Below are 17,190 nucleotides of genomic sequence, written 5' to 3'. Positions count from 1 at the left end.
CGCGATAAGGCATGAACCCCGTCACCATCTTGATCGCGGACGACGAGAAGGAGATCGCCGATCTCATCTCGCTGCATCTGCAAAAGGAAGGCTATAAAATCGTGCTCGCGCACGACGGCAAGGAGGCGGTTCGGGCGATCGAGACGCAGGCCGTCGATCTCGCGGTGCTCGATATCATGATGCCCGAACTCGACGGCTTCGAGGTCGTGAGGCAGATCCGCGAGCGGCACCGGCTGCCCGTCCTGTTCGTGAGCGCCAAGACGTCGGACTTCGACAAGATCTCGGGCCTCGTCATCGGCGCGGACGATTATATGACCAAGCCGTTTAATCCGATGGAGCTGGTCGCGCGCGTGCAAGCGCTGCTGCGGCGGACGACGCGGCTGAATTCGGCCAGGGCGGACGAGCCGATTACGATCGAATCGGGCGGACTCGCGATCGTCCCGGACCAGCGCCGCGTCTCCATTTACGGCGTGCCGGTCGAGCTGACCCCCAAAGAGTTCGACATTTTGTGCCTGCTCGCGAGCCACCCCCGCAAGGTGTTCGGCGTGGAGCAGATTTTCCAGCAGGTGTGGGGAGAAGCCTATTACGAGGTCGGCAACAATACGGTCATGGTCCACATCCGTACGCTGCGCAAGAAGCTCGGCGAGGACAACAACAAGGACAAATGGATCAAGACGATTTGGGGAGTGGGATATACGTTTAATGGCTAGCGGCATCAGTTTCAGATCCAAGATGATCGTGCTGCTCGGACTCAGCTTGCTGACGTCCTTCCTCATTACCTATCTCGTCTACCGTGCATTGCAATCCTACTATCATCAGAATGCGTATCGCGGCGACTCTTTGAACGCGTTCCGCAACATGATGGGCACCATCGGCGACGTCAACGTGTTTCTGATCATTTTTATCCCGCTGTCGGTGCTGTTTTTTTTCTTGTATACGAAGCCCTACGCCACATACTTCGACCGGATATCCAGCGGCATCCACCGGCTGGCCGTCGGCGACTTCGACACGCCGGTCCGCATCTCCTCGCAGGACGAATTCCAGGCGATCGCGGAGGATATCAACATGGCGAGCGACAAGCTGCGCCAGGCGATCGCGCGCGGCGACTTCGCGGAGACGAGCAAGGATCAGCTGGTGCTCAACCTCGCGCACGACCTCCGCACGCCGCTCACCTCCGTGATCGGCTATTTGAATTACATCTTGCAGGCAGACAGCCTGTCCGACGAACAGGTGCGCCATTTTACGTCGATCGCCTATACGAAGTCCCAGCGGCTTGAGAAGCTCATCGACGAGCTGTTCGAGATCACGCGGATGAATTACGGCATGCTGCCGGTCAAGCGCGAGCCGATCAACCTCGGCGAGCTGCTCGTCCAGCTGGGCGAGGAGCTGTATCCGATCCTGGAGAAAAACGGGCTGACGCTTCGCTCGGACGTGATCCCCGACCTGAACATTCGGGGAGACGGCGAGCTGCTCGCGAGAGTGTTCGAAAATCTGCTCAGCAACGCCGCCCGCTATGGGGCGGACGGCCGCTACATCGACGTCCGCGGCGAGTGGGACGGCCAAACGGCGGTCGTTCGGGTCGACAACTACGGCGATCGAATCCCCGAGGCGGAGCTGCCTCATCTATTCGAGATGTTCTTCACCGGCGACCGCGCGCGGGTGCAGCGGGAGGGCGGCACGGGCATCGGCCTCTATATCGTCAAAAATATCGTGGAGCGCCACGCGGGCACGGTCGAGGCGGAGAGCGGCCCGGTAATGACGCGGTTTACGGTCCGGCTGCCGAAGGCTTGAACGTTCGCGCGCTGCGCCGCGCTCCGCGCCTACGCGCCGAAGCTCATGTCCGGATAAACGTAAGGATCGTCGGCCGGCTCGATCCCGGTCGCGGCGTCCGCCTTCAGCAGGAGCACCTCGCTACCGCCGACCGTCGTCTTGGCCAGTATGCCCGTGACGGTCATCCATTTATCGCTAGCATACTTCGCCGCATCCGGCGATTCGACGACGATGCCGTACGGGATCGCGTCGGCCGCGCAGCATTGAACTGCGAATCTTCCCAGCACGAACTGCCCGTCTCCGATCGTATCGTCCCGGTAGACGAACCCCGCTATCGACGCGCGGCGCCCGACGAACGAGTCCGGGAAAAAGGAAAGCGTCGTAAGCGTCTCGAGGAAACGCGGGGCCGCAATCTCGATCACGGGTTCGGCATACAGCAGCTTGCCGTAATCCGCGTAAGGCTTGGTGAGCGAGTCGTGCGGGAACAGCCGGTCCAGCTCGTCCGCGTCAGGCGGGGCGGAGGCGGCGGTCGGATCGGAGGCGGCAGGCTTCGCAGGCGGGACGGCCCCGCCGCTCAGATTCATCCCCTTCTGCGCGGCCATCGCGCTGCCGATCGTCGTATCCGGCGTCAGGAAAAACAAGGCGAGCGGCAGCGCGAACAAGGCGACGGCGCGAAGCTGGCGCAGCCAGTTGCCTGTCGGCGCATGACGGCAAGCCGTTCCGCAGCCTTCGGCGCCGTCGCCGTCCCATGCCTTCAGCGCTTGATAGACGAGCGCGGCGGCGATCAGATAGAGACAGGCGGCGGCAAGCTTCGTGTATACGGCCATGCGCGGCGAGATGTACAGACTTAGGCTGCCGATCGCGGATAGTCTGGCGACATACACGCCGATGCCGGCCAGGACCGCGGCACGCGACAGATGACGGGCGATCAAGCTGCGACTCGTTCGTTTTGTCATGCGGACACTCCTTTCGAATTCAGCTCGTGGCGCCGCCAAGCTGCCATCCGGCGAGCAGCGACAGCGCGAGGACGACCGCCGTCACGAGCGCGAGAAGAAGCAGTACGAAGCGGGCTTTGAAGGCGGAGAGCAGCATGAGCGTGTTTTTAAAGTCGACCATCGGACCGTATACGAGAAAGGCGAGCAGCGCGCCGGCGGGAAAAACGCCGTTGAAGGAGGCGGCGACGAACGCGTCCGACGTCGAGCAAAGCGAGACGACGTAGGCAAAACCCATCATGAGCAAATGCGAGCCGAACGCGCCGCCTCCGATCGCGAGCATCTCGTCGTGGCTGACGAAGGTTTGGATCGATGCGGTCAGAAAAGCGCCGAGCATCAAAAATTTTCCCATCTCGAAAAATTCGTCGGCCGCGTGCGAGCAAAAGGAGAGCAAGCGCGACGGCGGCGCGGAACGGGACGGATGACGGACATGGTCATGGTTATGGCCATGCGCAGCGCCTGCGGCATGCGCGCCTTCCGCTTGAAGTCTCAAGGGGCTGGCAGCAGCGCCGCCGCGAACGCGATACAGCAGCAAGCCGACGGCGGCCGCCGTCGCGAAGCCGAGCGCGGTTCGGTACAGCGCCATCTCCGGCGCGGCGCGGAAGGCGCTGTAGGTTGCCAGCACCGTGACCGGATTGACGATGGGGGCCGCCAGGATGTAGGCGATGCCGATATAAGCCGGCATCCCTTTGCGCAGGAGCCTGCGCACGACCGGGATCATTCCGCATTCGCAGACTGGCAGCACGATGCCGAGCAGACAGGCGCAGAGTACGCCGAGCAGGGGATTTCGCGGGATGAGACGGGCGAGCGCCGCTTCGGATACGAACGATTGCAGCGCCGCAGAGACGAGTACGCCGAGCAGCATAAAAGGGGGAGCGCCTCCAGAAACAGGCTGACGAACACCGTTTTGACCGATCGCCACTCCGCTGCGCCGATGTCCGGCACGCCGACCTGCCAAGGGATTTGTCGCCATGAAACAAGTAGACAGAGTATCGCCAGCATGAAAACCGCAGACAGCATGATCGTCCATTTGGAAGCGGCGTTCGTCATGCTTTTTCACCTCGATCATCGTAACGTTCACTTCTCTCAACTTATGCGAGTCTTTGACGATCAGAACCGCTAGGCTGCTAGTTTTGCAGAATGGCAGAAAAAGACGGCATGTACAGGTATTATTTTTAGCTTGCGTTTATTAAACGTAATAATTACAATAAGGAAGCGGTCTTGGTTCCTATACATAGTTGCTTTTTTTAAATCTCTATAGTGTAAAAATTACGAATAAAGGCGGGGGATAGGAGCATGAAGACGAGCATGAAGACGAGTATGAAGAAAGCGGTGGCGATATCGGCGAGTCTGGCGCTGCTGCTGGCGGCTTGCGGCAAAGGCGAGGGGTCAGGCGCGAATGGATCGGACGCCAGGCTGAGCGTCGTGACGACGTTTTATCCGATGTACGAATTCAGCAAAAAGGTCGCGGGCGATCTCGCGGACGTCGTCGCGCTGATCCCGGCGGGGACGGAGCCGCACGATTGGGAGCCGAGCGCGCAGGATATGGCGAAGGTGAAGGAAGCGGACGTGTTCGTCTACAACGGGATCGTCGAAGGCTGGGTCGATGCGGCGCTCGCGAGCGCGCCGAACGACAAGCGCGTCGTCGTGCGGGCGAGCGAGGGACTGACGACGCTTGAAGGGACGACGGAGGAAGAAGAGGGAGCGGCGGACGAAGACGCGCACGAACACGGGCATGCGGAAGGCGAACATGCGGAGGATCCGCACGTTTGGCTCGATCCGGAATTGGCGCAGCGGGAGGTTGCCGCGATCGAAGCGGCGTTCGAGCAGGCGGACCCTGCGAATAAGGACGCTTACAAGAAAAACGCCGATGCCTATATCGCCGAATTAAAGTCGTTGGACGAGGCGTTCGAGACAGGCTTGAAGGATGTCAAGACGAAGCAGTTCGTCACGCAGCATGCGGCCTTCGGCTATCTGGCGCATGCCTATGGCCTGGAGCAGGTGCCGATCGCCGGACTGTCGCCCGAGCAGGAGCCGTCCCCCGGCAAAATGGCCGAGATCGTGGAGTTCGCGAAGGCGCACCAGGTCAAGACGATCTTTTTTCGAGACGCTGGTCGATCCCCAGGTTGCGCGTACGGTAGCGGACGAGATCGGAGCGAAGACGGACGTGCTAAACCCGTTGGAGGGGCTGACGGAAGAAGACAAAAAAAGCGGGACTCGATTATATCGGCGTCATGAAAAAGAACCTCGAAGCGTTGGTAAACGCGTTAAACGCGCAATAAGAAATTTGGACGGCCCGCAGCAAAAAGGGGTGAAGCAGATTCGAAATCTGCTTCACCCCTTTTGCTATTTTGGCCGGCACCGCCGTGCCGAAGCGCCGCCGAGAGGTTACTCTAGCAAGCGAGAAAAGCGCGGTTTCACGGCAGCGGACACAGCATCGAGCCCCTGCAGGCGTGGAAAACAACGCTGTACTAAGCGCGGAAAGCGATGGTTAGCCGGACAATCCGCCCAAAAAAAAGGGTTGACATATTGCCTTTGGGTAATTATTTTGTAGTTAACAACAAAAGTTTCCCAAAGGAAACAAAATTGTTGTTGTACAAGTGTTTGCCATGCCAGATTTCGCAAGAGGAACGACCAATACGGGGAGGACCGCAATGCTGACCAAACGGCTGGAAAGAGTAGCGATGGTATTTTTATTTTTGGCGATTTTAGTTGCGCTGAACACCGCTTGCGCGAATGGCGGGGACCGGACCGGCGAAAACGGACAATCCGGCAAAATTCGAATCGTCACGACGATCGCGCAGATCGCGGAGCCGCTTGCCGTCATCGGCGGCGACAAGGTCGCGGTAGACAGCCTGATGGGGCCGGGCGTCGATCCGCATCTGTACGCGGCGACCCAAGGCGACATCAAGAAGCTGCAAAGCGGCGATATCGTGTTTTACAGCGGGCTCCATCTGGAAGCGAACATGGTAAAAGTATTCGAGCAGATCGGCAAGGAGCGGCCGGTGCTCGCGATCGGGGAGACGCTGCCGAAGGAGCGGCTGCTGAAGGATCCGAAGGGCGCGACTGATCCGCACATCTGGTTCGACATCGATCTTTGGAAGCAGGCGCTCGGCGCGGCGACGGAAGAGCTGAAGAAATATTCGGAGGCGGATGCGGCATACTTCGAGGCGAACAAGAAGGCCTACTTCGAGCAGCTCGACGCGTTGAAGGCGGAAGCGCTGGAGAAGCTGGGACGCATCCCCGCTGAGCGGCGGGTGCTCGTCACCGCGCACGACGCGTTCGGCTACTTCGGACGTCTGCTCGGGCTTCAGGTGATCGGCCTGCAGGGGCTCAGCACGGAAGACGAGATCGGACTGTCCGATATCGAAAAAACGATCGACCTGCTGGTCGATCGCGGCATCCCCGCCGTTTTCGTGGAGAGCAGCATCAATCCCGCGTCGATCGAGGCGGTCGTCGAAGGCGCGAAGAAGAGAGGGCACGACGTTCGGCTGGGCGGTCAATTGTATTCGGACGCGATGGGGGCCGGCGGCACGGCGGAAGGCACCTATCTGGGCATGTACAGGCACAATGTGGACACGATCGGCGAGGCGTTGGCCTCGAAGGAGGGCTGAAGATGGCGGCGGTGCTCGAGGTAAGGGATTTGTTCGCTTCGTATCGGAAAAACGCGGTGCTGGAAGACGTGACCTTCGAGATTCGGCCGGGAACGCTCACGGCGATCGTCGGACCGAACGGGGCAGGCAAATCGACGCTGCTCAAGACGCTGCTGGATCAGCATCCGCGGCTTTCCGGCGACGTTTCGTTTTTCGGCTCGGCGTTCAGGAAGGTGAAGTCGCGGATCGGTTACGTGCCGCAGCGCGGCTCGGTGGATTGGGACTTCCCGACCGACGCGCTTGATGTCGTGACGATGGGATTGTACGGCAAGATCGGATGGCTGCGGCGTCCCGGACGGACGCACAAGGAACTGGCGATGCGCGCGTTGTCCGAAATGGGGATGGCCGACTATGCGGGGCGCCAGATCAGCCAGCTTTCCGGCGGGCAGCAGCAGCGGGTATTCCTCGCGCGGGCGCTCGCGCAGGACGCCGAGCTGTATATGCTCGACGAACCGCTGGCGGGCGTGGACGCCGTGACGGAGCGGGTCATCATGGATACGCTGCAGCGACTTAAATCGCAGGGCAAGACGGTGATGGTCGTCCATCACGACCTGCAGACGGTGGAGGATTACTTCGACCGCGTTCTGCTGCTGAACCGGACGGTCGTCGCGCACGGCACGACGGCGGAAGCTTTTACGCGGGAGCGGCTAAGCGCTGCCTACGGGGGCATGCTTCGCTGGCTGGAGGGCAAATCGGGATGAACACGATACTTTCGCACAATGCGCAATGGGTGCTTCTCAGTACACTGATTCTCGGGATGGCGGCGGGTATCGTCGGCAGCTTCGCCTACTGGAAACGGCAGAGCCTCATGAGCGATGCCTTGTCGCACGCCGCGCTGCCCGGCGTCATCGTCGGCTTCGTGCTGACGGGCACGAAAAACTTGCCCGTCATGATCGCGGGAGCCGCCGTCAGCGCGCTCCTCGGGGCGCTTCTGATCGATTGGATCCGCTCGGCGACGCGGATCAAGGAGGATGCCGCGATGGGCATCGTGCTTTCGGTGTTTTTCGGACTCGGCATCATGCTGCTCACGTTCGTGAACCGGACGGCGGGCGGCAGCCAGAGCGGCCTCGACAGCTTTATTTTCGGCCAGGCGGCCTCGATGGTCGGCGACGATGTCCGGCTGATGGCGGGAACGGCGGGTATCGTCCTGCTCGTCGCGCTGCTCGGCTACAAGGAGTGGAAGCTGTTCCTGTTCGACCCCGCCTACGCCGCGGGACTCGGATTGTCCGTGCGGCTCATGAACGGCATCTACCTGGCGGTTCTCGTGCTCGTCATCGTCGTCGGCATCCAGGCGGCCGGCGTCGTGCTGATGGCGGCGCTGCTCATTATTCCCGCGGTCAGCGCCCGTTATTGGACGCACTCGTTCAAATGGACGGTCGTGCTGGCGGCCGCGTTCGGCGGCGGCGCGGGCGCGGCGGGAACGCTGCTCAGCGCGGCGGGGTCCGGCTGGCCGACAGGACCGTTCATCGTGCTCGCGGCATCCGCGACCTTTGCGGTATCGCTATTTTTCGGCGCCAGCAAAGGACTGCTCATCCTATATATCGGAAGGCGGGCGAGCCGCAGACGGCTGTCTTCCCAGCCTGTCGGCCGCGTCGCCGCGCGCGAGGGGGGGCGGACGATGAGCTATTCGGGTTGGATTCTCCTCACCGCTTCGCTCGTCGGCGTCTGCTGCGGGCTGATCGGCGTGCTGCTCATCCTGCGCCGAATGGCGATGATGGCCGACGCGATCAGCCATACCGTGCTGCTCGGCATCGTGGTGGCTTACATGGCGACCCGCGAGCTGAGCGGCGTGCATATGCTGATCGGCGCAGTGTGCGCCGGTTTGCTCACCGCCGTGCTCGTGCAGTGGTTCCAGTCCCGCGGCGTACAGCAGGAGGCATCGATCGGCATCGTGTTCACGACGCTGTTCGCGGTCGGCGTCGTGCTGATCGCCACGCAGGTCGGCAACGCGCATCTCGACGTCAAGCATACGCTGATGGGCGAGATTACCTTCATCCCATGGGAAACGATGACGCTCCCGCTCGTCGGCGAAGTGCCGGAGGCGGTGGCGATGCTCGCGCTCGTGCTCGCGATCGCGCTTGCGGCGATCGTCGCCTTCTATAAGGAATGGAAAATTACGTCGTTCGACCCCGCGTTGGCCGCGAGTCTGGGCATTCCCGCCGTGCTCATGCACTATGCGTTCATGTCGCTCGTATCGGTGACGACGGTCGCATCGTTCGACGCCGTCGGCGCGATCATGGTCGTCGCGATGCTGATCACGCCGGCTTCCGCCGCCTATCTGTGGACCGACCGGCTGTCCGTCATGCTGGCGCTCGGCGCCGCCTTCGGCGCGGCGTCCGCCTGGATCGGCTACGGGATCGCGACCTGGCTGGACACGTCGATCTCGGGCTCGATGGCGTTCGCGACGGGCCTTCTGTTCGCGGCGAGCTTCCTCGGGTCCCCGCGGTACGGCGCGCTCTCGCGGCTTCGAAGAGGGCGCTCGGCAAGCCGCGTTCAGGCGGCTTCCGACAGCGCGGACTGACGCTGCAAGGCGATAACGAAGAAGCGGCTGAGATACGTCAATAAAATGACGCATCTTAGCCGCTTTCTTTTATATAAATGCATTGACACCTAAAATGAACGCTCCTATAATGCTTAATATTGAGAATCATTTTCAAGTAGAGCGGATTAAGGCGCGTGGAGGCGACGATTTACATTGAAGGAGCATAGATGGTCTTCCGCAAAAGCGATCTTCGCGATGCTCGTGCTGCTTGCCGTGCTCGGCTGGGCGATGGGACCCGCCGCGTCCCTGGCGGCCGCGGCTGAGCCGGCGCGCGCGGACGAGGCGGCCTCGCAGGCGGAAGCGCTCGTCACGCATCTGGATGCGGGCGATGCCGAAGCGGCGGCGCGGGATCTGGCTGCGCTCAAAAAGTGGTGGGCGAAAGACAAAAACGAAGTCAAGCGGCAATCGCTCGATCTGGCGCTTGAGATCGACGGACAGATGGCGGCGCTCTCGCTCGCGATGCTGGGCGGCAAGCTGGACGAAGCGTCTTCGCAGGCCGGCAATCTCCGATTTTCGGTCGCCAATTTGCGCGACGGCGCATTCGAGGACAACGAAGGCAAAAGCCGGATGACGCTGTCCGCCTACATCCTCAAGCTGCGCGAAGCAGGGAATCTGGCCAAGCGGGGGGAGCTGGGACGAGGCGGGGCAAAGCGTCAAGCAGCTTCAGCGGCAGTGGCTGTCCGTCGAAGGGGACGTGGTGAGCCAATCGCAGCGCGTGTACAACGATACCGAACGCGACCTGGTCATGCTGGACGGCTATTTGAGCAATCCGGATCAAAGAGCGCTTGCCGCGCCGGTTATCGACAGGCTGGTGGAAGGGCTGGCGCCGCTCGCCGATGCGCAATATTCATGGTGGGACGCGGCGCTCATCCCGATCCGCGAGGGGCTCGAGGCGCTGCTGGTCGTCGGCGCGCTGCTCATGTACGCCAAGCGAGCGGGCTCCCGGAAGGCCAAGCTTTGGGTTGCCGGAGGCTCGGCCGCGGGACTTCTCGCCAGCATCGGCGCTGGCTTCGCGGTCGTGCTGCTGCTGTCGTCGAGCGCCTTCGGGCACAACAATCTGCTCATTAACGGCTGGACGGGCGTTTGCGCCAGCGTGATGCTGCTGTACGTCAGCTACTGGCTGCACCGCCATTCGGACGCGAAGCGCTTCAACCGGCTGCTCGCCGAGCGGAGCACGCGCGCGCTTTCCGGCGGACACATGTTTACGCTTGCGCTGCTTTCGTTTTTCGCGATCGTCCGCGAAGGACTCGAGACGGTTATCTTCCTGATCGGCATGGCCAGCAAGATGTCCGGCGCGGAGCTTGCCGCCGGCATCGCCACGGGATTTTTCGTACTGGCTGCCGCTGCCCTAGTCATCGTCAAGGCCGGCGCGAAGCTGCCGATCCGCCCCTTCTTCCTCGGGTCCAGCCTGATCGTGTTCTATCTTTGCTTCAAATTCATGGGCTCCGGCATTCATAGCCTGCAGATGGCGGGGATCCTGCCGTCCACGGTGAACGAAGCGCTGCCCGACCTTACGACGTTCAGCCTGTATCCTTCGTGGTACAGCACCTTGCCGCAGCTCGTCTTCCTGGCTTGCGGCTGCATCGCGGTCGTTCTGTCGCTGTGGAAGGGCAGGCGCGGGCGCGATGTCCCGGTAGCTTAAGCCTTCACAACCTAATTTTGCGCATAGCGCTAGATGATCGGAGACCGTTATCATGATGAAGAAAACGTCCATTGGCATCGTTACGATCGCAAGTATGCTGGCCTTATCCGCTTGCGGCGGCTCGAAAAACGACGATGCTGCCGGCGCATCGTCGTCCGCTTCGCTCACTGCCTCTTCCGCCGCAGCTTCACCGGCGTCCGCCTCCGCAAGCGCAGACGGTTCGAGCGCGATTCGCGCGGGCACGGCTCAAATGCTCGATCAAACGAAGCAGCTGCAAGACCTTATCGGCAAGTCGGACGCGGACGGCGTCAAGACGCTCGGCAAGACGATCAACGAGACCTGGCTGTCGTTCGAAAACGCCGTTCGTCAAACGTTCCCGCTCGAGTATACGGACGTGGAAAAGTACGAAATGCCTATTTTTTCCGCATCGGCCTACGATAAGGTCGACTTCGACGCGCTCAAGGCGAACGCAAGCGGATTGGCGGACGCCCTGACGAAGCTGCAAAACGCCAAACCGTCCACGGCGAGCTCCTCCGAGCTGCTGAAGGAAGCCGTCAAAAAATATCAGCAATACGTCGTCGACCAGACCAACAAGCTGACCGACCAGACCCAAGCGTTCGTGGATGCCGTCAAAGCGGGCAATATCGACGCGGCCAAGGCCGAGTACGTGAAGGCGCGCGTCTATTACGAGACGATCGAACCGATCGCCGAGAGCTTCGGCGAACTGGATCCGAAGATCGACGCCCGGCTGGCCGACGTGGACGATCCGAGCGCGTGGACCGGCTTCCACGAGATCGAGAAGGCGCTTTGGGTCGACCATTCGCTGGCCGGTCAGGATAAATACGCCGATCAACTCATTACCGACGTAAAGGCGCTCCAAGCCGAGGTGCAGAAGCTCGAGCTTGAGCCGAAGACGGTCGTCGCCGGGGCGATGGAGCTGCTGAACGAAGCGGCAACGTCCAAGATTACGGGAGAAGAAGAGTTGTATTCGCACATCGATCTCGTCGACCTCGCGGCGAACGTCGACGGCTCGAAGACGGTGTACCTGTCGATCATTCCGGCGCTTAACGAGAGCAACGTCGAATTGGCCGACAAGCTCGACGAGGCGTTTCAGGAGATGGAAAAGGCGCTGTCCGGGTTCGTCAAGGACGGTCAGTACGTCGCCTACACCGAGTTGACGACGGAACAGATCCGCGATATCAGCGACCGCCTCGCCGCGCTGTCCGAACTGATGTCTCAGACCGCCGCCATCCTCTAAATAACGGAGGGAGCACAAGCTTATGACGGAACCGAATCCGACAGGCATGTCGCGCAAAGACTTTCTGAAGCTGTCGGCCACCGTAGGCGCCGGAATCGCGATCGGAGCCTCCGGCATCGGCGCGATTCTGGGCATTCCCAAGGCGCAGACGGAACGCTCGAAGGCTGCGGCCCAATCGGACGAAGACATCGTACCGCTGTACGCCGACCACCAGCCCGGCATCGTCACGCCGCAGCAGACCTATTTGTATCTGGCGGCGTTCGATATTACCACGAGCAGCAAAAAAAGACTTGATCGGGATGCTGAAGGACTGGACGAGGTTTTGCGATCTGAGCGCGAAGGGCGGGACGATGAGCCTGGGCGACAATCCGCTCGTACCGCCGACCGATACCGGCGAGACGCTCGAGCTGCCGCCTTCGAGACTGACGGCCACGCTCGGCTTCGGGCCTTCCTTTTTCCTCCGGGAAGGCGTCGACCGCTTCGGCATCGCGCCGACGATGCCGCTGCATCTGAAGGACATTCCGCGCATGGCGCGCGAAAATATCGATCCGGGCATCTCGGGCGGGGACGTCTGCCTGCAAATTTGCGCGGACGATCAGCAGGTCGCCTTCCACGCGGTCCGGAACCTGATCCGGCTGTCGACCGGCCGCGCCTCGCTCAAGTGGATGCAGGAGGGCTTCGCCAGCGGGACGGCGGGCCAGACGCCGCGCAATTTGTTCGGTTTCAAGGACGGCACCGCCAACCAGCTTCACGACTCCGCGCAAGGTCACGACGAAGTCGTGTGGGCGGGGAACGACGAGCCCTCGTGGATGCGCGGCGGCTCTTACATGGCATACCGCAAAATCCAGATGAAGCTGGAAAGCTGGGATCGCACGTCGCTCTCCGACCAGGAAGCGACGTTCGGCAGAAGCAAAGTGTCGGGCGCCGCGTTCGGCGCGCATGCCGAATTCGACAAGGTCGATGCCGCTAAGCTGCCGGAGCGTTCGCACGTTCGGCTGGCCAAAGAATCCAAGCAGCAAATTCACCGGCGCGCGTACTCCTATACCGACAAAGTGGATCCCCGGACGGGCAACGTCGACGCAGGCTTGCTGTTCATCAGCTACCAGCGCGACCCGGACCGGCAGTTCGTGCCGATGCTTCGCCTGATGCAGAACAACGACGCCTTGAACGCCTACGTATCCCACGTCGCCAGCGCGATGTTCGCCTGCCCCGCAGGCTTGCAGCCCGGACAATATTTCGGACAGCGTATCCTTGAGAGCTAGTTCGCTTTTTTAAGCTCGCCTTAGGTGGGGCTTTAAGCTCGCCATTGGCGGGCTTTTTTCTTTGCGGCGCACCTAGCCAAGCTAGGCACAACTAGCCGGTGGAAGTCCGGTCGAGGTAAGAGCCAAGTCGCCTCGTAGCTGGAGGGCAACTGGTGGAGAGATCCTAAGGTTGAAGCCCCGTGACAAAGTAACTCTGCGGAGTGCGAGCAAATCGACAGGCCGTAACATGAAGTGAATCCTGCCGCACCGTCAAAAAGAACCTGAAAAGGCCAAGAGAGTGCCGAGCCTCGGTGTTATGGGCGAAGGCCATGGAACGCGTGAAGCCCCTTGGAAGCGCAGCGCGGAAGAACTCTCCGGTGTATGGGGAACGGCATGCCGAGAAAGTTGTGTCTGGAACTAGGGAGACCCTCCCCCCGCACGAAATTTTTTTTTTCGTAAGGAGCAGACCTATAAGCCCCAAAGGTGAAGTGGCGAGCTGCGGGAAGGGAGTCGGAGGGGGCCATAGTACCGATGAAGTGAGGACAACAAAACCTCATGGAGGGAAGGGCCCCTGCTTTGTTCATGTACTTGGAGGAGGTAAGAGTCAGTGATTGCAGCTCAACCTGCTAACGATACCAAAGCTAAAGCTCAAAAACTCCAACAAGCACTAAGCCTTGCAGCCAAGGAAAATCCGCGGCGGCGATTTCATGCGTTATACGACAAGGGGCACCGCAGCGACATCCTATGGGAAGCATCAAAGCGGAAGGCAAGATGCGACCGCTGGGCATTCCGGCGATCCGGGACAGAGTCGTGCAAATGGCGACGAAAATCGTGGTGGAGCCCATCTTCGAAGCCGACTTCAAAGACTGCTCGTACGGATTCAGACCCAAGCGCAGCCAACACGGGGCGATCCGGCATATCCGCCGAGCGGTGAAGAAAGGCGTCTACTGGGTGGTCGACATCGATATTCGCGGCTACTTTGACAACATCGACCATGACAAACTGATGCAACTGGTGGAGCAGCGGATCAGTGACCGACGTGTACTGAAGCTGGTTCGGCAGTGGCTAAAGGCAGGGTTCGTGAAAGATGATCAGTTTCACGAAACCGACTTGGGAAGTCCGCAGGGCGGCGTCATTTCACCCTTACTTTCGAATCTGTATCTGAACTACCTGGACACGATCTGGGAGAAGAAAGTTTACAGAGACGGGAACGCTGGTGAGATTCGCCGATGATCTTGTGATCTTGTGCAGAACCAAGGAACAAGCGCTAAGAGCGATTGACGTGCTCAAGGCGGTATTCGGTATTCGGAAAGCTGGAAGTCGAGATGAACAGGGAAAAGTCGAAGCTCATCAACCTGTGGGACGATAAAGAGGGATTCGATTTTCTGGGGATGCATCACCGGAAAATACCGAAGAAGCTGAAAGGGAACAAAACGGTGCCTATCCTCCGCAGTTACCCGTCCAAGAAAGCTATGAAGGGCATGAGACAGAAGGTGAAGGAAGCGACCGAGCCGAGAAACCGCCTGTACTGGACAATGAACCAGATGGTGGCGGAACTGAACCCCAAGATACAGGGGTGGAAGAACTACTATGGGCTTGATTCCTTTGCCGACCCGTTCGTGAACAAAATCGACCGGTACATCCGAAAACGCCTCACGCTGTTCTGGAACAAGAAGCGAAACCGTCGTAAGAAACACAGCAAGTCCAAGCAAGCCGCCATGGCGGCACAGTTAGCCAGACTAAAGAAACTCGCCAGCTAAAGAAAGTACCGTAACGCTGAAGGACGAAGAACATCGGAAAGCCGGATGAGGGAAAACCTCACGTCCGGTTTGATGCTGGGGGGAGCTGGAAAAGTAAAGGAGGGCGTGCGCCCTCCGATGAAATTTCAGTTCTCTACTCTATGCAACCCTCAATCGTAATGTAAATATTTGTCGTTAAACAGACTTATAGTTCCTAAACTTTCCATGTATGATTGGGGCAATACATATGGGGAGTGGTTAGATTGAAGAAGTGGATAAAAAAAGACGGGATTGGTTGTTGCAGGTGTTGTGGCGCTGACTTCAGTAGTATCGGCGGTTCCGGTATCCGCAGATGTAAGCAGAGTAGTTTATTTTCCGGTCCAAAGTAATACTGTTTGTGACGACACAAATTATCAATATCATTTTGAATTAGATATCTCCAATATCAGTAATGTTTCTGGAGAAGTAACTCTTTACTTATACAAAAAGGATGGGACTTTACTTACTCAAAAACAGCCTGCCGGTTATGGGCTAAATTCTGATATCACCCCGGGAACACCAATTAACATTAATGGAAATTCTACTCTTCAATATACCGTAAGATCTGGACTATCGGGTGTTTTACCATGTGAAGCGCGCCCATCTTATGGGAAGATCGAAGTGAATTCCAATAGTGCTCAATTTGTCGCTACTGGGGAGGTCACCTCCAGTCGATCTGTACCGGTTGGAACGACTACATTTTGGGCAACTTACAACAATACTACTGTTACGATTAACGAAGGAAAGCCCTTCTAAACTACTAAGCCGGATCTTCGGACTCGGCTTTTTTCTTTTCTTAAGAACAATAACCCTCAATCGTAATGTAAATATTTGTCGACAAACAGTCTTATAGTTCCTGAAATTTCCTTGTATGCTTGAGGCATTACATACGAGGAGTGGTTTGTTTGAAGAAGGTTCTATTAATGCTGTTTGCGTTAGCTTTGTTAATTCCGTTTATCGGAACTCAGAAGAAAGTTGATGCTGCGACACTTGGGCAACAACTTACAGCTCCAGAAGCAGGATGGACTAGATACGATGATTTAAATCCGGGATTCAAATACAACGGTACATGGAGGGTAGATTCAGCATCCTCGACATCTACTACAAAACCATTTTTGAATGCAGAACATTGGGTTTTTTCTGGAGATACCAATGGGTTGAATACCAGTATTGATTTTGAATTTGTTGGAAAATCTCTTAGGATAGTAACATCCATTAACAATGTCGATTCTTCAAATATTGTTGTTACTATTGATGGGAATAACTACTCCTACAATGCAAAGAGTAGTAGCTCTACAGCCGTTTACCAAATTCTTGTTTTTGAAAAGAATGACTTGGCATTTGGTTTGCACACTGTTCATGTACAACCAACCATAAGTGGACAATGGGGATGGGATGCAATTGATATTGATAATACTGGTTACTTAGTCAGTTCAAACGTTGAAGCTCCGCTTGATCTCCAAGCTGCCGTTGAAAATGATTCAGTTGTTCTCAACTGGTCATCAGTAACAGGCGCCAGTGGTTACAATATCAAGCGCTCCACAAGTTCAGGTGGGCCTTATTCGACGATCGCATCAGGTGTCACTGGTACAACGTATACAGACAACGGTCTCACTTATGGAACGACGTATTACTATGTTGTAACAGCAGTTAACGCTAGCGGAGAAAGCGTATCTTCTAACGAAGCAAGCGGTACTCCGATAGCACCAGCACCTTCAGGGCGAGCTATTTTAACGCTCCATCTCTCCGATGGAAATGAAAAGGAATACGATCTTTCTGCTAATGAACTCACCAACTTTTTGGACTGGACCGAAACTGCCACTCAATCGTCCAAATATAAGTTCGTGAAGACTTGGAACAAAGGTCCGTTCAAGGCCCGCGCAGAGTACATTGTTTACGGCAAGATCGTCAACTTCGATGTGGATGAATATGAGCCAGAACAATAACGAATCCGCCCGGGGGCTTCGGCTCCGGGCTTTTTTTGTTAATATACGCGCCTAGCCAAGCTAGGTACAACTAGCCGGTAGAAGTCCGGTCGAGGTAAGAGCCAAGTCGCCTCGTAGCTGACGGGCAACTGGTGGAGAGATCCTAACGTTGAAGCCCCGTGACAAAGTAACTCCTTGGAGTGCGAGCAAATCGACAGGCTGTAACATGAAGTGAATCCTGCCGCATCGAGAAAAGAAACCTGAAAAGGCCAAGAGAGTGCCGAGCCTCGATGTTATAGGCGAAGGCCATGTAACGCGTGAAGCCCTTGGAAGCGCAGCGCGGAAGAACTCTCCGGTGTAAGGGGAACGGCATGCCGAGAAAGTTGTGT

Annotated in this window: 15 protein-coding genes and 2 pseudogenes; 14 read left to right on the top strand and 3 right to left on the bottom strand. The window is 58.3% G+C overall.

Features of this window, described 5'->3' with window-relative positions:
- Nucleotides 1-11 precede the first annotated feature (11 nt).
- Together OMP40_RS32125 and OMP40_RS32120 are read left to right on the top strand one after the other, a co-directional pair.
- Complete coding sequence (locus OMP40_RS32125; protein ID WP_277537338.1) at nucleotides 12-710, top strand: response regulator transcription factor; 699 nt, start codon at nucleotides 12-14, stop codon at nucleotides 708-710.
- Nucleotides 703-1,791, top strand: coding sequence for a HAMP domain-containing sensor histidine kinase (locus tag OMP40_RS32120; protein WP_277537336.1), 1,089 nt, complete (start codon nucleotides 703-705; stop codon nucleotides 1,789-1,791). Before OMP40_RS32125 ends, OMP40_RS32120 begins: the two co-directional genes overlap by 8 nt.
- A gap of 29 nt (nucleotides 1,792-1,820) precedes the next feature.
- Here OMP40_RS32120 and OMP40_RS32115 read toward each other — a convergent pair whose 3' ends face one another.
- Both OMP40_RS32115 and OMP40_RS32110 read right to left on the bottom strand, forming a co-directional pair.
- Entirely contained in the window at nucleotides 1,821-2,726 is a 906-nt protein-coding gene (locus OMP40_RS32115) for a TIGR03943 family putative permease subunit (RefSeq protein WP_277537333.1), read from the bottom strand.
- A gap of 19 nt (nucleotides 2,727-2,745) precedes the next feature.
- Nucleotides 2,746-3,627 (bottom strand): permease, encoded by an 882-nt coding sequence (locus tag OMP40_RS32110; protein WP_277537330.1) that lies wholly within the window; start codon nucleotides 3,625-3,627, stop codon nucleotides 2,746-2,748.
- A gap of 443 nt (nucleotides 3,628-4,070) precedes the next feature.
- On the opposite strand from OMP40_RS32110, the pseudogene OMP40_RS32105 reads away from it, so the two are divergent.
- The 5 genes and pseudogenes from OMP40_RS32105 to OMP40_RS32085 all read left to right on the top strand — a co-directional run bounded on the left by OMP40_RS32105 (nucleotide 4,071) and on the right by OMP40_RS32085 (nucleotide 8,936).
- Nucleotides 4,071-5,044 (top strand): annotated as a pseudogene (locus tag OMP40_RS32105) (metal ABC transporter substrate-binding protein).
- Between the two features lie 372 nt (nucleotides 5,045-5,416).
- Nucleotides 5,417-6,376 (top strand): metal ABC transporter solute-binding protein, Zn/Mn family, encoded by a 960-nt coding sequence (locus tag OMP40_RS32100; protein WP_277537328.1) that lies wholly within the window; start codon nucleotides 5,417-5,419, stop codon nucleotides 6,374-6,376.
- Between the two features lie 2 nt (nucleotides 6,377-6,378).
- Nucleotides 6,379-7,116 (top strand): metal ABC transporter ATP-binding protein, encoded by a 738-nt coding sequence (locus OMP40_RS32095; protein WP_277537326.1) that lies wholly within the window; start codon nucleotides 6,379-6,381, stop codon nucleotides 7,114-7,116.
- Nucleotides 7,113-7,997: pseudogene (locus OMP40_RS32090) on the top strand (metal ABC transporter permease); the annotation flags it as partial. The gene OMP40_RS32095 and the pseudogene OMP40_RS32090, both read left to right, overlap by 4 nt.
- Nucleotides 7,998-8,033: 36 nt before the next feature.
- Nucleotides 8,034-8,936 (top strand): metal ABC transporter permease, encoded by a 903-nt coding sequence (locus OMP40_RS32085; RefSeq protein ID WP_277538173.1) that lies wholly within the window; start codon nucleotides 8,034-8,036, stop codon nucleotides 8,934-8,936.
- A 132-nt stretch (nucleotides 8,937-9,068) separates the two neighbouring features.
- Here the strand turns inward: OMP40_RS32085 and OMP40_RS32080 are convergent, their stop codons facing one another.
- On the bottom strand, nucleotides 9,069-9,614 hold the full coding sequence (locus tag OMP40_RS32080) for a hypothetical protein (protein WP_277537324.1): 546 nt from the start codon (nucleotides 9,612-9,614) through the stop codon (nucleotides 9,069-9,071).
- Nucleotides 9,615-9,654: 40 nt separating this feature from the next.
- On the opposite strand from OMP40_RS32080, the gene OMP40_RS32075 reads away from it, so the two are divergent.
- From OMP40_RS32075 to OMP40_RS32045, 7 genes are all read left to right on the top strand, one after another.
- The gene (locus OMP40_RS32075) at nucleotides 9,655-10,599 is read left to right on the top strand and encodes an FTR1 family iron permease (protein WP_277537322.1); all 945 of its coding nucleotides are present in this window, start codon (nucleotides 9,655-9,657) and stop codon (nucleotides 10,597-10,599) included.
- Between the two features lie 52 nt (nucleotides 10,600-10,651).
- Entirely contained in the window at nucleotides 10,652-11,857 is a 1,206-nt protein-coding gene (gene efeO, locus OMP40_RS32070) for an iron uptake system protein EfeO (RefSeq protein WP_277537321.1), read from the top strand.
- A 299-nt stretch (nucleotides 11,858-12,156) separates the two neighbouring features.
- The gene (locus OMP40_RS32065) at nucleotides 12,157-13,119 is read left to right on the top strand and encodes a Dyp-type peroxidase (protein WP_277538172.1); all 963 of its coding nucleotides are present in this window, start codon (nucleotides 12,157-12,159) and stop codon (nucleotides 13,117-13,119) included.
- A 723-nt stretch (nucleotides 13,120-13,842) separates the two neighbouring features.
- Nucleotides 13,843-14,331, top strand: coding sequence for a reverse transcriptase domain-containing protein (locus OMP40_RS32060; protein ID WP_277537319.1), 489 nt, complete (start codon nucleotides 13,843-13,845; stop codon nucleotides 14,329-14,331).
- A gap of 92 nt (nucleotides 14,332-14,423) precedes the next feature.
- Nucleotides 14,424-14,858 carry a group II intron maturase-specific domain-containing protein gene (locus OMP40_RS32055; protein ID WP_277537317.1) on the top strand — a complete coding sequence of 145 codons (435 nt, stop codon included), beginning with the start codon at nucleotides 14,424-14,426 and terminating at the stop codon, nucleotides 14,856-14,858.
- 270 nt (nucleotides 14,859-15,128) lie between these two features.
- The gene (locus tag OMP40_RS32050) at nucleotides 15,129-15,632 is read left to right on the top strand and encodes a hypothetical protein (protein WP_277537316.1); all 504 of its coding nucleotides are present in this window, start codon (nucleotides 15,129-15,131) and stop codon (nucleotides 15,630-15,632) included.
- Between the two features lie 149 nt (nucleotides 15,633-15,781).
- Complete coding sequence (locus OMP40_RS32045) at nucleotides 15,782-16,822, top strand: fibronectin type III domain-containing protein (RefSeq protein ID WP_277537314.1); 1,041 nt, start codon at nucleotides 15,782-15,784, stop codon at nucleotides 16,820-16,822.
- The last annotated feature ends 368 nt before the right edge of the window (nucleotides 16,823-17,190 follow it).

The organism is Cohnella rhizosphaerae (assembly GCF_029525575.1).
In the GTDB taxonomy this organism is placed as follows: Bacteria; Bacillota; Bacilli; order Paenibacillales; family Paenibacillaceae; genus Cohnella; species Cohnella rhizosphaerae.
Note: the sequence above shows the minus strand (reverse complement) of the source record. Positions and strands in the feature narration are given on the sequence as shown.

Bases quoted from the DNA above. Each gene is read 5' to 3' on its own strand.
- OMP40_RS32125 (WP_277537338.1), top strand. From the start codon at position 12: ATGAACCCCGTCACCATCTTGATCGCGGACGACGAGAAGGAGATCGCC.
- OMP40_RS32120 (WP_277537336.1), top strand. From the start codon at position 703: ATGGCTAGCGGCATCAGTTTCAGATCCAAGATGATCGTGCTGCTCGGA.
- OMP40_RS32115 (WP_277537333.1), bottom strand. From the start codon at position 2,726: ATGACAAAACGAACGAGTCGCAGCTTGATCGCCCGTCATCTGTCGCGT.
- OMP40_RS32110 (WP_277537330.1), bottom strand. From the start codon at position 3,627: ATGCTGCTCGGCGTACTCGTCTCTGCGGCGCTGCAATCGTTCGTATCC.
- OMP40_RS32100 (WP_277537328.1), top strand. From the start codon at position 5,417: ATGCTGACCAAACGGCTGGAAAGAGTAGCGATGGTATTTTTATTTTTG.
- OMP40_RS32095 (WP_277537326.1), top strand. From the start codon at position 6,379: ATGGCGGCGGTGCTCGAGGTAAGGGATTTGTTCGCTTCGTATCGGAAA.
- OMP40_RS32085 (WP_277538173.1), top strand. From the start codon at position 8,034: ATGAGCTATTCGGGTTGGATTCTCCTCACCGCTTCGCTCGTCGGCGTC.
- efeO (WP_277537321.1), top strand. From the start codon at position 10,652: ATGATGAAGAAAACGTCCATTGGCATCGTTACGATCGCAAGTATGCTG.
- OMP40_RS32065 (WP_277538172.1), top strand. From the start codon at position 12,157: ATGCTGAAGGACTGGACGAGGTTTTGCGATCTGAGCGCGAAGGGCGGG.
- OMP40_RS32060 (WP_277537319.1), top strand. From the start codon at position 13,843: ATGGGAAGCATCAAAGCGGAAGGCAAGATGCGACCGCTGGGCATTCCG.
- OMP40_RS32055 (WP_277537317.1), top strand. From the start codon at position 14,424: ATGAACAGGGAAAAGTCGAAGCTCATCAACCTGTGGGACGATAAAGAG.